The 14118-nt window shown below is 72.0% G+C and carries 10 protein-coding genes; 7 read left to right on the top strand and 3 right to left on the bottom strand.

Annotated features, from left to right (window positions below; translation table 11 throughout):
- Positions 1-39 precede the first annotated feature (39 nt).
- Positions 40-1791 carry an RNA/DNA-binding domain-containing protein gene (locus tag AC4H2G_RS05505; RefSeq protein ID WP_494364747.1) on the top strand — a complete coding sequence of 584 codons (1752 nt, stop codon included), beginning with the start codon at positions 40-42 and terminating at the stop codon, positions 1789-1791.
- A gap of 75 nt (positions 1792-1866) precedes the next feature.
- On the opposite strand, the gene AC4H2G_RS05500 is transcribed toward AC4H2G_RS05505, so the two are convergent.
- Entirely contained in the window at positions 1867-2502 is a 636-nt protein-coding gene (locus tag AC4H2G_RS05500; RefSeq protein WP_494364746.1) for a GNAT family N-acetyltransferase, read from the bottom strand.
- Between the two features lie 95 nt (positions 2503-2597).
- The gene (locus AC4H2G_RS05495; RefSeq protein WP_494364745.1) at positions 2598-6026 is read right to left on the bottom strand and encodes a CARDB domain-containing protein; all 3429 of its coding nucleotides are present in this window, start codon (positions 6024-6026) and stop codon (positions 2598-2600) included.
- Between the two features lie 534 nt (positions 6027-6560).
- Between AC4H2G_RS05495 and AC4H2G_RS05490 the strand changes: the two genes are divergently transcribed.
- The 5 genes from AC4H2G_RS05490 to AC4H2G_RS05470 all read left to right on the top strand — a co-directional run bounded on the left by AC4H2G_RS05490 (position 6561) and on the right by AC4H2G_RS05470 (position 12754).
- Positions 6561-7946, top strand: a complete 1386-nt coding sequence (locus AC4H2G_RS05490; RefSeq protein ID WP_494364744.1) for an extracellular solute-binding protein — start codon at positions 6561-6563, stop codon at positions 7944-7946.
- 1 nt (position 7947) lies between these two features.
- On the top strand, positions 7948-8928 hold the full coding sequence (locus tag AC4H2G_RS05485; RefSeq protein ID WP_494364743.1) for a carbohydrate ABC transporter permease: 981 nt from the start codon (positions 7948-7950) through the stop codon (positions 8926-8928).
- Complete coding sequence (locus tag AC4H2G_RS05480) at positions 8925-9884, top strand: carbohydrate ABC transporter permease (RefSeq protein WP_494364742.1); 960 nt, start codon at positions 8925-8927, stop codon at positions 9882-9884. The genes AC4H2G_RS05485 and AC4H2G_RS05480 overlap by 4 nt, the downstream gene beginning before the upstream one ends.
- 75 nt (positions 9885-9959) lie before the next feature.
- Complete coding sequence (locus AC4H2G_RS05475) at positions 9960-11165, top strand: zinc-dependent alcohol dehydrogenase (RefSeq protein WP_494364741.1); 1206 nt, start codon at positions 9960-9962, stop codon at positions 11163-11165.
- Positions 11162-12754, top strand: a complete 1593-nt coding sequence (locus tag AC4H2G_RS05470) for a phytoene desaturase family protein (RefSeq protein WP_494364740.1) — start codon at positions 11162-11164, stop codon at positions 12752-12754. The genes AC4H2G_RS05475 and AC4H2G_RS05470 overlap by 4 nt, the downstream gene beginning before the upstream one ends.
- Before the next feature lie 58 nt (positions 12755-12812).
- Here the strand turns inward: AC4H2G_RS05470 and AC4H2G_RS05465 are convergent, their stop codons facing one another.
- Positions 12813-13253, bottom strand: coding sequence for an SRPBCC family protein (locus tag AC4H2G_RS05465; protein WP_494364739.1), 441 nt, complete (start codon positions 13251-13253; stop codon positions 12813-12815).
- Positions 13254-13414: 161 nt separating this feature from the next.
- On the opposite strand from AC4H2G_RS05465, the gene AC4H2G_RS05460 reads away from it, so the two are divergent.
- Positions 13415-14086: an ANTAR domain-containing protein gene (locus AC4H2G_RS05460; protein WP_494364738.1), complete on the top strand. Its 672-nt coding sequence runs from the start codon at positions 13415-13417 to the stop codon at positions 14084-14086.
- Positions 14087-14118 lie beyond the last annotated feature (32 nt).

The following is a 14118-nucleotide window of genomic DNA, read 5'->3' as shown; positions in this document are numbered from 1 at the left end:
ATCCGCGGAAAAATAATGCACGTGAGCTACCGTGGACTCATGTCCATCACTTTCGGCGCCGATCCCGTCGACGAGGCCGTCCGCGCCGCGCTCTCGCGACTCGCCTCGCACGAACGCGTCGTCGAACGTCAACGCGTCGACCTCAAGGAAGAGGCGGGGCGACGCGGACGCACGGGCGAGATCCTTCCAGGAATCCCGCAGAACGAGGCTGCCGCACGCGCTCTCGCCGCCGAGTGCGCCTGCATGGCGAACACGCCTGGTGGGGGTGCTCTCATCCTGGGTGTCGCTGATGGTTCGACGCTCGTCGGGACAGAGCTCGACGAGGAGTGGCTACGAGCGAGGATCTTCGAGCTGACGCAGCGACGCCTGACCGTCGATGCGCGCCCGGCATTCGTCGACGACGTCCGCCTCCTCGTGCTCCGGATGGTCGAGGCGGTGGAGCCCGTCCGCTGGAAGGACAAGATCACCTGGCGCGTCGCGGACCGGTGCGTCGAGATCGATGCGTCGACATGGCACGCACGTCGTTCCAGGGGACTTCTCGTGGACTGGTCGGCACAGGCGAGCGCGCTGCGGACCGACGCTGCCCGACCCGAGGCGGTCGAGGTCGTGCGGGGCTTTCTCCGCGAGTCGGTCGACCCCGGGGCCAACGAGCTCGCCGAGACCACGACGCCTGACCTGTTGCGCCGGCTCAACACCGTAACCGGCGACGGGTACCTCACGAACGCTGCCGCCCTGCTCCTCGTCGGACGGGACGCACCGAGCCTCGACTACATCCGCCGCGAGACGGCCGGCGGCGACAGCACCGAACGAGTACGTCGTGGCGGTCGTCCACTCGTCGTCGAGCTGCAGGAGGTCTTCGCCGCTGCTCGCGCGAACAACCCGCTCCTTCACCTCGGTTCCGGACTCTCCGTCGGCCAGACCCGGCGCATCCCTCCGCGTGCACTGCGCGAGGCGATCGTCAACGCCGTGGCTCACCGCGAGTGGGCGGTCTCCGACCCGAGCGTCGTGGAGCACGTGGGCTACAGCCTCCGCGTCACGAGTCCGGGCGGCTTCTTCGGGGGCGTGACCGCCGAGAACATCATCAACCACCCGTCCCGTTCGCGGAACACGGCGCTCACCGAGCTCCTCGCTGCCATCAGGGTCGCCGAGCGCGAGGGCGTCGGGGTCGACCGGATGATCGCCGACATGCTCCGCTTCGGGTACCCGCTCCCTGACATCCGCGAGAATGCCTCCCCGAGCGTCGTGGTCACGCTCGTGGCGGACGCCGTCGACGCAGGTTGGATGACCTGGCTCTCCCGGTTCGAGGACTCCCGATCGACCACCGATCTGCGCTGGCTCATGGCGATCCACCGGCTGGTGCTGGACGGCTGGTTCGACGTCCGCAGGCTTGCGGGGTACCTCCAGGTCGCCGATGTCGAGGCCCAGATGGTCGTCCGGGAGCTCTACGCGGCGACGGTCGCCGGTGCTCCGCTCATCAGCAGGGTCGAGGGCGTCCCGACGGCCGCCCCTGAGGCATGGGCACTGACACCGGGTGCGAAGGACGCTCTCGCCGCGGCAGATGCCGAGGGTGCGACCCGACGTCGATGGCCTGGGCGCGAGGACATCGCCGCGTCGTACGCCCGGGCGCGGGGTCGCATCAGCTCGACGGAGCTCGGCTCGCTCGTCGGTTCAGCCCCCAGCAACGTCGGAGCGATCCTGCGGGGGCTCGAGGAGCAGGGCGTTCTCGAGCCCTCTCGCACGAACCGTCGGGGAGCGGGCTTCTACTACCGGCTCGCACCGAGCAGCGACTGATTCCGAGGCGAGCGAGCGCGACGACCCCCGCTGCCGAGAACGACATGAAGGTCGTTGACCACCGGTTGGCGACCCTCAGGTCGTGCTCGGCGGGGGGACCGTGGCGCGGCCCAGGTACGTGAGCGGGCCGGGGTCGGCGACGTCGATCTCGTCGAAGCCCAGCGCGTCGTAGAAGCGGCGCGCCGAGGTGTTCGCGGAGACCATACCGACGTGCAGCGCGGGCGCTCCGGCATCCGCGGCCGCGCGCGCCCACGTCTCGAGCAGGACACGGCCGAGTCCCCGGCCCTGGACGTCCGGGAGCAGGTCGATGTGCAGGTGCGCGGGGTACGGCGCAAGCTCGGGCACGAGGAGACGCTCGGGGTGGTGGTGCAGGTGCAGCATGACGTCGTCCGGGCACGCGTCGTCGGGCAGCGGCTCCGGCCGCGCCCGGCGCCGATCCCCCAACGCCGGGATCCACTCGGCGCGGTACCGCTCGACGAACCGCGAGGTGCTGGAGGTGCCCACCACGTAGCCGACGACGCGCGCGCCGTCGTCCACGACGAACGCGAGGTGCGGCTCGAGCGCCGCGTACGGGCCCGCGAAGAGGTCGCCCATGAGGTCGTCGTCCGCGTAGAGCCCGCGCGCGTCGCCGCCGGCGTCGGCGGTGCGGACGCACACGTCGTAGAGATCGCGACGGTCGGACGGGAGGTACGGCCGGATCGTGGTCTGCACGGCCGCATTCTTCCCCGTCCAGAACGACCTGAGGGTCGTTGTCCGGCGGACAACGACCCCCAGGTCGTGTTCGGCACCTCGAGAGGTGGTGCCGGCTACTGGCCCGTGAAGACGAACTGCGAGCCGGGCTCCTTCGCGACGTCGCCGTCACGCGAGTTCGTCACGGTCACGTTCGACAGGATCGCGTTGCCGCGAGCGCCGCCCATCGCGAGGATCCCCGACCCGTTGTTCGACCGGTCGATCCGCACGTTCGTGATCCGGACGTCGGGCATGTTCCCGCCGCCGTTCTTGAACTGGATGCCGTCGTACGTGGAGTCGACGATGTCCGTGTCGCGGATGGTGACGCCGACGATGTCGTGCGTCTGCGGGAAGATCGTGATCGCACCGAACTCCTGGTCCTCGTTCCAGAACGCCCCGCCGGTCCGGTAGAGCCCGTTGTTGGCGATGAGCGTCGTCCCCGAGAACGGCAGGGGGTCGTGGTCGGTCGCCAGCATGATGCCCGGGTAGTTCATGGTGTCGGAGATCAGGTTGTTCTCGATCGAGTTGTCGTAGCCGCCGTAGATCGCGATGCCGTTGGCGCGCCACGGGAGCTGGACCGTGTTGTTGCGGAACGCGTTGTCGTGCCCGATGTCGACGTTCCGGTCCTTGACGTACGGGTTGGCCCAGACGGCGAGCGCGTCGTCGCCGGTGTTGCGGAACGTCGAGTTCACGACCGTCGAGTTCCGCGTCCCGTTGCTGAAGTTGATGCCGTCCGCGTAGGTGTTGCGGATGCGCATGCCGGAGAACACGAGCCCGTCGCCCGGCCCCCACAGCTCGGGGATGTTCGAGTAGTCGCGCCCGACCCACACGCCGACGTTCGCGTGCTCGATCCACACGTTGGTGATCTTCGTGCCCTGGCCGAACCGGCCGTTGAGGCCGACGCCGCCCTCCTCCTGGGCGTTGTTGCCGCGGATCGTGCCGGAGCCGAAGATCGCGATGTCCGAGATCTGGGTGTTGTCGTCGATGTCGAACCCGAAGTTGCCCTCGTGCGGGTGGTTGATGACGCCCGGGGCGAGGTGCGGCTCGATCGTCGTGTAGAGCTGCGAGTGCCACATGCCGGCGCCGCGGATCGACACGTCGCTGATACCCACCTGGTTGTGCATCCCGCGGTTGAGCGGGTCGTCGGTGAGGATCTTCTTCTCCTGACGCCACTGCCCCGCCGGGATCCACACGCACTCGATGTCGCCGTTCTGGTCGGCGGTCACCGCGGCCTGGATGGCGGCCGTGTCCTCGAGCCCGTCGTTCGGGACCGCGCCGTACTCGGTGATCGAGGTGCACTGCGCAGGCTTCGCCGCGGGCGGCGCGACCTGCTCGAGCTCGACGAGGTCGATGACGTAGAACGCGGCGTCGTCACCCGCGTCGCGCTGGAGCGTGAACACCGTCCCGGCCGGGAACGAGCGGCTCAGCAGCACGCTGGACTCGTCGAACAGACGACGCGCGTCGGTGCTGGGCGTGTTGCTCAGCGCCTCCGGGCCGTCCACGTTCCCGTAGAGCCAGGAGTGCTTCGACGACAGCGTGAGCTTCTGCACGAACTGGCCGTCCGCGTAGAGGCTGATCGTCTTCTGCTGGCCGCCGCCGGCGGGGGCGTCGGGGATCGAGGCCCGCACGACGATCGAGTTCGTCGGGTTGGTGGACGTGAACCGGACGTACTGGCCGGTGCTGGTGAGGCGCACGGACTCGCGGCCCGACGACTCGGTGGCGAAGTTGGTGTGCCCGAACGTGCGCAGCGGGTCGGCCTGGAGCAGCGTGCCCGTGTACTGGCCGTCCTCCGCCTCGTAGCTCGTGTACGGGACGGCGGCGCCGCGGCCCACGGTCACGGCGAGCGTGCCCGTGTTGTTGCCCTCGTTCGTCTCGGCGACGACGCCGGTCGCGTCGGCCGTCGCGGTCACCGAGGCCCCGCCGTCGGTCGCGGTCCACGAGCCGCTCGGCGTGACGGTGACGGTCGCGCCCGCGGCGACGGCCGGCGTCGTGCCGTCGAGCGTGGTGGCCCCGGCGACGACGCGGGTCACCGACCCGGCGGCGACCGACTGGTTGCCACGGTTGCGCACCTGGACGGAGAACGTCACGGCGGCCCCGACGGCCGGGTTGGACGGGTTCGAGGACACCGAGACGACCTCGAGGTCCGGCCCGGGCGCCTCCCCCACGACGAGCCTCGCCGTGGCCGTGAAGGCATTGTCGGACTCGTTCTGCTCGGCGACGGTGTTCGCCGGGTCGACGACCGCGCCCACGGTGTACTCCCCTGCAGGACGCGTGCCCGCCGTGACCTGCACCTGGGCGCTCGCGCCGGGCTGCAGCGCGCCGACGGCGGCCGACCCGGCCGTCGTCCCGCCGACCTTCGCGTCGAGCGTCGTGGCCGACGACGCGCGGTCGCCCGTGTTCTTCACGGTCGCCGTGAGCGTCACGGGGGTCGTCGCGGTGGGCGCCGCCGGGGACGCGGTCACCGCGGTGACGGTGAGGTTCGGGTTGGGCGCCGGGGCGCCGTACACCTCGAGCTCCGCGACCTGGCCGTTGCCCGCGCCGGTGTTTCCGGTGAAGCGCAGGCGCACGTCGGTGACGGTCCCGGCGAGGGACACGTCGACGAGGTTGCCGCTGCCCGGCGCGAACGCGTAGGCGGCGGACGCCTTGAGCTCCTGCCACGCCCCCGTGCCCGTGCGGCCCCAGACGGAGAAGGTCTGCGAGCGGGGTCCCCACGCGCCGTCGGGGTTGAGCCGCACGCGCGCGCTGCTGAGCTGGGTGGGCGCGGCGAGGGCGACGTCGAGCGTCGACGGGTACTGCCCGCCCGCGCCCTCCCAGTAGGTCGTCGCGCTGCCGTCCACGGCGTTCGCCGCCACGAACTGCCACTCGGTCGAGGACGCCGTCGCCGGGCGAGCCTTCGCGTAGTTGGTGCCGGTCGGGTCCGTCGGCGGATCCGTCGGGTCGGGCGGGTCGGTCGGGTCCTCCTCGGGCGTGCCCCACACCTCGAGCTCCGACACCTGGCCGTTCGCGGCGCCCGAGTTCGCCGTGAAGACGACGCGGACGTCGGACGCCTCGCCGGTCACGGGGATCTCGACGGCGTTGCCCGTCGACGGGTTGAACGTGTACGTCGCCGACGCCTTGAGCGTGCTGAACGTGCTCGCGCCGTCGACGCGACCGAGCACCGAGAACGTCTGGGTCCGGGTCGACCAGGCGGTCGGCGGCGGCAGCTTGACGACGACCTTGCTGAGATCGGCGTCGCCGTCGAGGTCGACCGTGAGGTCCGACGGGTACCGCCCGCCCGCGCCCTCCCAGTACGAGCTCGCGTCGCCGTCGTTGGCGTTGCGCGCGACGTAGGTCTGCGTGACCGACGACGCGGCGATCGGCCGGTCGAGCGCGAGGTTGGCGGGTGCGGCCGCCGTGGCGACCACGCCGGGCGCCGGTGCGGCGTGCGCGGCAGCCACCACGCCCAGGGGTACGACGAGCGCGAGCGCGGCTCCGGCCACGGTCGCGTGCTTCCAGGGGGTTCTCATGAACGTCCTCGTTCTCCCGCCGGACGGCGGGCTCGTCCACCTGCGGGCGTCGATGCCCGGCGACAGGACGTGGCAGTGCTGGGGCCACGTCCGTGTCTCAGGTGGTGCTCGGGTCTCAGGTGGTGCTGGCGCGAGTGCCGGCGCGGCCGAGGCCGCAGAGGTGTCGCGGCCCGACCACTTCGCCGCGCTTCGAGAGTTGCAGTCGATGCACTGCTTTGTGCTGCTCGGCTGTCATCTTTTTGCGCGGATTGGTGCAGACGTTACGAGAGGGTTCGGCTGGCCGTCAAGAGGTCGGACCCCAGAAGCGGCGAGAACGCCATGAAGGCCGCGAAACGCCGGATAACGACCCTCAGGTCGTGCTCGGCGACCCCGATCACGTGACCGGGCCGCCCGAGAAGCGCTTCGGGGTGTGAGCGCCGGTGTCCGGTGCTTCACTGACGGCGTCGGTGCAGAGACTCGCCGACGCCGTCGAGCAGCACGGTGGCGTCGTCGACCCCTGCGTCCGCCCCCGTGGATCCCACGAGGAGGCCGGAGATGCGACCAGGACGCGGCACCGCAGCCGCACGGACAGGCATGCTGGCGGTCGGGGCTCTCGCTCTCGCCGCGTGCGCACAAGGCACGGGCGACACCGAGACCGACACCGACTTCTCGGTCGAGGAGACACCCGGAGAGATCTCCGTCATGGGCTTCGGCACGGGCGACGAGATCGGCGAGGTCCGCCACGAGCGCGCGGTCGAGGAGCTCGGCGCCGACGTGCAGCTCTCCGAGGGCGAGCTGGACATCCAGGCGTTCCTCTCGGCGGTCGCGTCCGGCAACCCGCCCGACGTCGTCTACGCGAACCGCGACCAGATCGGCACGTTCGCGTCGCGCGACGCGATCCTGTCCCTCGACGAGTGCGTCGAGGCGGAGGACATCGACATGGACGCGTTCGTCGACACCGCGGTCGAGCAGGTGACGTTCGACGGCAGCATCTACGGCATCCCGGAGTTCAACCAGGTCCAGGTGACGATGGCGAACGCCGAGCTCCTCGACGCGGCGGGGCTGACGATCGAGGACGTCAACGGGTCCGACCGCGACGCCATCACGGCGGCCAACGAGGCGCTGATGAACGCGGACGGCGGCACGTTGAGCGTGATCGGCTACGACTCGAAGCTGCCCGAGTTCCTCCCGCTGTGGGCGAAGTCGGTGGGCGCCGACCTGCTGTCGGAGGACGGGCGGACCGCGCAGCTCGACAGCCCGGAGGTCGTCGAGTCGCTCGAGTGGGCCGTGGCGATCTACGACGCCCAGGGCGGCTTCCCCGCGGTGAAGACGTACCGCGACTCCGCGGACTTCTTCGGCGCCGGCAACCAGTTCGCGACGGACGTGCTGGGCGCGATGCCCATGGAGCAGTGGTACATCAACGTGCTCAACGAGTCGTCGCCGGACGCGCCCATGGCGTTCGACGCCGTCCGCACGACCGACGGCGACCCGATCGCCTTCGCGTCCGGCTCGGCCTGGGCCGTGCCGCGCGGGAGCGAGAACGCGGGTGCCGCGTGCCGGTTCGCCCGGCTCATGACCGAGACCGACGCGTGGGTCGAGGCGGCGCAGGCCCGTGCCGACGCGCGCGAGCAGGACGGCCTCGTCTTCACCGGCGTCCTCACGGGCAACGAGGAGGCGGACGAGCAGATCCGCTCCGAGCTGGTCCCGGACGACGCCCCGCAGCCGTGGCAGGACGCGATCGACGCGATGTACGAGGCGAACGACGCGACCTTCGCCCTCCCGGCCAACCCGGCCGACAACGAGTTCGAGACCGCGTGGCAGGACGGCGTGAACCGCGTGCTCAACGGGCAGCAGGAGCCGGCGGAGGCCATGGCCCAGGCGCAGGAGGAGGCTCAGAGCGCCCTCGACGACGCATGGGCGCAGTGGGACGAGGAGGAGTGACGTGACCGCGGTCGACGTCGCGGGGCCGGGGCCGGCCGCCGCCTCGCCGGGACAGGACAGGACCCCCCGTCGGCGACGCCTGAGCCCGGGCGCGCGCCGCGAGCGCAACGCGGCGCTGCGGTTCATCAGCCCGTGGATCGTCGGCTTCCTGATCTTCACGGCGTGGCCGATCGTCTACAGCGCCTACCTCTCGTTCACCGACTACGACGTCATCAACGACCCGACGTTCGTGGGCCTGGAGAACTACCAGGAGATGGTCCAGGACCCGAAGGTGTCCCTCGCCCTGTGGAACACGCTCGTCTACACGGTGCTCCAGGTGCCGCTCTACACGGTCGTCGGGCTGGGGCTCGCGCTCCTGCTCAACCAGGCGGGCCGCTCGGCCGGGTTCTTCCGCACCGCGTTCTTCATCCCGAAGATGACGCCGCCGGTGGCCGTGGGCGTGCTGCTCCTGCTGCTGTTCAACGGGCAGTACGGCGTCGTCAACGAGGTGCTGTCGTGGTTCGGCATCCAGGGCCCGTCGTGGACCACCGACCAGGACTGGATCAAGCCCGGCCTCGTCCTCATCAGCCTGTGGACCGTGGGGGCGGCGGTGATCATCCTGCTCGCGGCGCTGCGCAACGTGCCGAACGACCTGTACGACGCCGCGCGGGTCGACGGTGCCGGCTTCTGGCGCCGCACCCGCACCGTGACGATCCCGATGATCAGCGGCGCGATCTTCTTCGTCATCGTGGTCAACACGATCGCGGCCTTCCAGATGTTCACCGAGGCGTACTCGGCGTACTTCGGCGCCGGCAACTCGACCTACAGCAACGACGCCGCGCTGTTCTACGTCATCTACCTGTTCCAGGAGGGCTTCCAGGAGCTGCACATGGGGTACGCCTCCGCGCTCGCGTGGCTGCTCTTCGTCGTCATCATGATCGTGACGGTCGTCCAGCTCCTCGTCTCGAGACGCCTCGTCTACTACGAGGGGGAGCAGCGATGACCACGGCCCCGTCGTTCCCGCGGCCCGCCGTCTCCGGACCGGGCGCCGCTCCGGACCCCGCGACGGGTGACGCGAGCGCCGTCGTCCCTCCCTCGCCCCCGGGCGGCACCGCGCGGAGCCGCAGCCCCCGACGGCGCGTGCTGCGCGTCGGCGTGCTCGTCGCGCTGCTCCTGGCGACGGTCGCGTTCGTCTACCCGCTGCTGTGGCTGCTCTCCGCGTCGTTCAAGCCGCGGGCCGACGTGTTCGACAACCGCCTGATCCCGAGCACGTTCACGCTCGACAACTACGTGACCGTCTGGCAGGAGGCGCCGCTCGCGCTGTGGCTGGGCAACACGGTCGTGGTCACGGTGCTGGCGGCGGGGCTCGTGACGCTCTCGAGCGCGCTCGTCGCGTGGGGTTTCGCGTTCTTCCGCTTCCGCGGTCGCGGGCCGCTGTTCGGCCTCGTGCTGGCGACGATGATGCTCCCCGGCGCCGTGACGATGATCCCCACGTTCCTCATCTGGAACCAGCTCGGGTTCGTCGGGACGAACGTGCCGCTGTGGGCGGGCAACCTCTTCGGCAGCGCGTTCTATATCTTCCTGCTGCGCCAGTTCTTCCTCGGCCTGCCGCGCGAGCCGTTCGAGGCGGCGAAGCTCGACGGCGCGAACAACTGGCAGCAGTTCTGGCGCCTCGCGGTCCCGCTGTGCCGGCCCGCCCTCATCCTCACGTTCCTCTTCGAGGCGCAGGCGTCGTGGACGGACCTCATGCGCCCGCTCATCTACCTGCAGGACTCGTCCACGTTCACCATCCCCCGCGGGCTCAAGGCCCTCATCGACCAGTTCGGCCCGGGCGGCGAGTCGCAGTGGGAGATCGTCGTGACGGCGTCCGTCATCACGACGATCCCCATGATCCTGCTGTTCTTCCTGGGCCAGCGGCACTTCGTCGAGGGGGTCGCCACGACCGGCAGCAAGGGCTGACACGGGCGCCGCCACCACGGGGGCGAGGCGGTCCCGGGCACCACGCACGAGGCACCACGACCGAGAGGAAGCACGATGCGAGCACTGACCTGGCAGGGACGCGAGAACGTGAGCGTCGAGGACGTCCCCGACCCCCGGATCGAGGAGCCGACCGACGCCGTCGTCCGCGTGACGTCGACGGCGATCTGCGGCTCCGACCTGCACCTGTACGGCGTGCTCGGGATGTTCCTCGACACGGGCGACGTGCTCGGTCACGAGGCGATGGGCGTGGTCGAGGAGGTCGGGTCCGCGGCGGGCGACCTGAAGGTGGGCGACCGCGTCGTCGTGCCGTTCAACATCTCGTGCGGGCGGTGCTGGATGTGCACCCGCGGACTGCAGACCCAGTGCGAGACGACGCAGGTGCACTCCCAGGACAAGGGCGCCGCCCTGTTCGGGTACACGAAGCTCTACGGCCAGGTCCCCGGCGGCCAGGCGCAGTACCTGCGCGTGCCGCAGGCGCACTACGGGCCGGTCGTCGTGCCCGACGACGGCACCCCGGACGAGCGGTACCTCTACCTGTCGGACGTGCTCCCCACCGCGTGGCAGGCCGTCGAGTACGCCGCTGTCCCCGAGGGCGGCAGCGTCGTCGTGCTCGGCCTCGGGCCCATCGGGCAGATGGCCGCGCGCGTCGCGCTCCACCGCGGCGCGGGCCTCGTCGTCGGCGTCGACCTGGTGCCCGAGCGGCGCGCGATGGCCCACCGGCACGGCGTGCGGACGGTCGACCCGACCACGGTCGACGACCTCGCGTCCGCCCTGCGCGACCTCACGGGCGGCCGCGGACCGGACTCGGTGATCGACGCCGTCGGGATGGAGGCGCACGGCTCACCCGTGGCGGAGGCGACGCAGAAGGTCGTGGGCATGCTGCCCGACGCCGTCGCCGGCCCGCTCACCGAGCGCGCGGGCACCGACCGCCTCGCCGCGCTCTACACGGCGTTCGACGTCGTGCGGCGCGGCGGCACGGTGTCGATCTCCGGCGTCTACGGCGGCGCGAAGGACCCGCTGCCGATGATGCAGCTCTTCGACAAGCAGGTGACGCTGCGCATGGGACAGGCCAACGCGCGGCGCTGGACCGACGACATCGTCCCCCTCGTGCAGGACGACGCCGACCCTCTCGGCGTGCTCGACCTGCGCACCCACCGGGTCCCGCTCGAGCAGGCGCCCGAGGCCTACCGGACCTTCCAGCGCAAGGAGGACGGCTGCATCAAGGTCGTGCTCGACCCCTGGGCGGAGACCACCGGGTGAGAACGGTAGACGCCGTCGTCGTCGGCGCGGGGCCCAACGGCCTCGTGGCCGCGAACGCGCTCGTCGACGCGGGGTGGGACGTCCTGGTGCTCGAGGCCCAGGACACGCCGGGCGGCGCCGTCCGGACGGCCGAGGTCGCAGCACCCGGCTTCCGCACCGACCTGTTCAGCGCGTTCTACCCGCTCGCCGCGGGCTCCTCGGTCATCCGCGGCCTGCACCTCGAGGACCACGGCCTCGCGTGGTCGCGCGCGCCGTCGGTCCTCGCGCACGTGCTCGACGACGGCCGCGCCGCCGTGCTCCACGACGACCCCGAGGACACGGCTGCGGGGCTCGAGGACTTCGCCCCGGGCGACGGCGAGGCCTGGCTGCGGATGTTCGAGTCCTGGACGCGCGTGCGCGACCCGCTGCTCGACGCGCTCTTCAGCCCCCTGCCGGCCGCGGGTCCGGCGGTGCGGCTGCTGCGCCGGCTCGGCGTCCCCGGCGCGCTCGACCTCGCGCGCCTGGCCACGCTGCCCGTGCGGCGCCTGGCGGACGAGACGTTCCGCGGCGAGGGCGGCGGCCTGCTCCTCACGGGCAACGCGATGCACGCCGACGTCCCGCCCGACGCCGGGGGCAGCGGCGTGTTCGGCTGGCTGCTCGCGATGCTCGGCCAGGACGTGGGCTTCCCCGTGCCGGTGGGCGGCGCGGGGATGCTCGCCGAGGCGCTCGCCGCGCGGCTCGCCGCAGGCGGCGGGGAGCTCGTCACGGGCGCGCGCGTCGACCGCGTGCACGTCGCGGGGGGTCGTGCGGTCGGGGTGAGCACGGCGCAGGGCGAGCACGTCCGGGCACGGCGCGCCGTGCTCGCCGACGTCACCGCGCCCACGCTGTACCGGGACCTCGTCGGCGCGGAGCACCTGCCCCCGCGCCTCGTGCGCGACCTCGAGCGGTTCCAGTGGGACCACCCGACGTTCAAGCTCAACTGGGCCCTCGACCGGCCGCTGCCGTGGACCGCCGAGGGTGCCGTCGGCGCCGGGACCGTGCATCTGGGTGTGGACCGGCTCGGGTTCGTCGACGTGGCGGCGGACCTCTCGAAGGGCCGCGTCCCGGCCCGCCCGTTCCTGGTCCTCGGCCAGATGACGACGTCCGACCCGTCGCGCTCGCCGCAGGGCACCGAGTCGGCGTGGGCCTACACGCACGTGCCGCACGGGGTCGAGTGGACGGCCGGGGCGGTCGAGGACGAGGTCGAGCGCATGGAGGACGCCCTGGAGCGGGTCGCCCCGGGCTTCCGCGACACCGTCGTCGGCCGGTCCGTCCAGAGCCCGGCCGACCTCGAGCACGCCGACGCCAACCTCGCCGGCGGGGCGGTCAACGGCGGGACGTCGGCCATCCACCAGCAGCTGTTCCTCCGACCGACGCCCGGGCTCGGGCGGCCGGAGACCCCGGTCGCCGGGCTCTACCTCGCGAGCGCGTCCGCGCACCCCGGTGGCGGCGTGCACGGCGCGTGCGGCTGGAACGCCGCCCGCGCCGCGCTGGGCGCCGCGAGCCGGTGGCAGGCCGTCCCGCGCGCGCTCGCGCGCTCCGCGTGGGCCCGCCTGCTGCGCGACCCCTGACGACGGTGCTACCCGACCCGGTCCGGGCGCGCGACCGGACCAGGGGCCGCCGAACCCGTCAGGGAGTGCGCTGCTCGGCGAGGAACGCCAGGCGGCGCAGCGTCTCGCGGTTGCGCGGCGCGATCGCGGCGCTGCGCACCGGCCGGGGCACGAGCGTGCCCGGGCCGCGGTCTGCGTCCTCCACGATCCGGATGCGGCACCCGTCAGCGCCCGCGTCGACGACGTCGATCCGGACGTGCGCCTCACCCGCCGGCCAGCCGCGCGCCTGGATGTCGATCGAGCCCGCCGGGTCCCACGCGCGGACGACCGTCTCGTCGTCAAGCAGCGCCGGCCACAGGCCCACGGAGTGGAGGATGCGCGAGCCGGGCGCGGGCCAGCCGTCGTCGACCGCGCGGATGCGGGCGGTGCCCACGACCCAGGTCGCGTAGGACCAGCCGTCGGCGAGGACGGCGAGGACCGCGTCCTTCGAGCAGCGCGCTGTGCGAATGACGGTCACCATGGTCCGACGGTAGCCACGACCCGGGCACTGGCAACCCGCAGAGGGCGTACGGTGGAAGTTCGGGACGACACCGCGTCCTCCCGGCACCGAGAGACCGTGATGGGGCCTTCCAGCGCGGCGGACTCGCTACTGGCGTCGGTCGCCAGACGGGACGCACACCCATGGTTCTCTCCCGCTATCTCCACGAGTACGCGGCGCGTGCCGCGGACGCCCTCGGTGGAGACGTCGAGGCGTCCATCACCGTGCGGGAGCACGGCATCACGCTGCGCGCCGGCAGCAGCGGGGACGGCGCGGGGCGGTGCGACCAGGCGGAGGCCAGGGCCGACGCCGGGCCCTGCATCGACGCGATGGTCGAGGACTCGATCCTCGTCGTCGCCGACGTGGCGCAGGAGTCGCGGTGGGACGCGTGGCGCGAGCAGACGACGCGCGAGGGGTTCGCCAAGGCGCTCGCCGTGCCCTCGGAGGTCAGCCCGGGCGTGTCCGTCGCGCTCAACCTGTACTCCCGGTCCCCGGAGGGCTGGCCGGCCGAGCTGCTCCGGACGGCCGACGCCTGCGCGCACCTGATCGCCGCGGGCGTGCGCCTGCACCTGCAGTTCGCCGACGTGGAGGACGCGGCGGCCGGGCTGTACCGCACCATGTCGGACGGCGTCGCCGTCGAGCGCGCCGTCGGCGCGATCATGGAGACCAACGGCTGCTCCCAGGACGAGGCCCGGGAGGTGCTGCGGTCGGCGTCGGAGCACCGCGGCGTGAGCCGGCGAGTGATCGCTGAGTCGATCCTGCGCTCGCTCGCGCCGGGGGGAAAGGGCGACATCGTCGACGAGCGCGAGCGCTGAGCACGGCGCGCGAGCGGGCCGATCGATGGAAA

The sequence above is a fragment of the Cellulosimicrobium sp. BMG9.23 genome, assembly GCF_059159985.1.
This window is presented reverse-complemented; position numbering and strand designations above follow the sequence as displayed.

Coding starts and splice junctions, on each gene's coding strand:
- AC4H2G_RS05505 (WP_494364747.1), top strand. CDS start 40: ATGTCCATCACTTTCGGCGCCGATCCCGTCGACGAGGCCGTCCGCGCC.
- AC4H2G_RS05495 (WP_494364745.1), bottom strand. CDS start 6,026: ATGAGAACCCCCTGGAAGCACGCGACCGTGGCCGGAGCCGCGCTCGCG.
- AC4H2G_RS05490 (WP_494364744.1), top strand. CDS start 6,561: ATGCGACCAGGACGCGGCACCGCAGCCGCACGGACAGGCATGCTGGCG.
- AC4H2G_RS05480 (WP_494364742.1), top strand. CDS start 8,925: ATGACCACGGCCCCGTCGTTCCCGCGGCCCGCCGTCTCCGGACCGGGC.
- AC4H2G_RS05475 (WP_494364741.1), top strand. CDS start 9,960: ATGCGAGCACTGACCTGGCAGGGACGCGAGAACGTGAGCGTCGAGGAC.
- AC4H2G_RS05465 (WP_494364739.1), bottom strand. CDS start 13,253: ATGGTGACCGTCATTCGCACAGCGCGCTGCTCGAAGGACGCGGTCCTC.
- AC4H2G_RS05460 (WP_494364738.1), top strand. CDS start 13,415: ATGGTTCTCTCCCGCTATCTCCACGAGTACGCGGCGCGTGCCGCGGAC.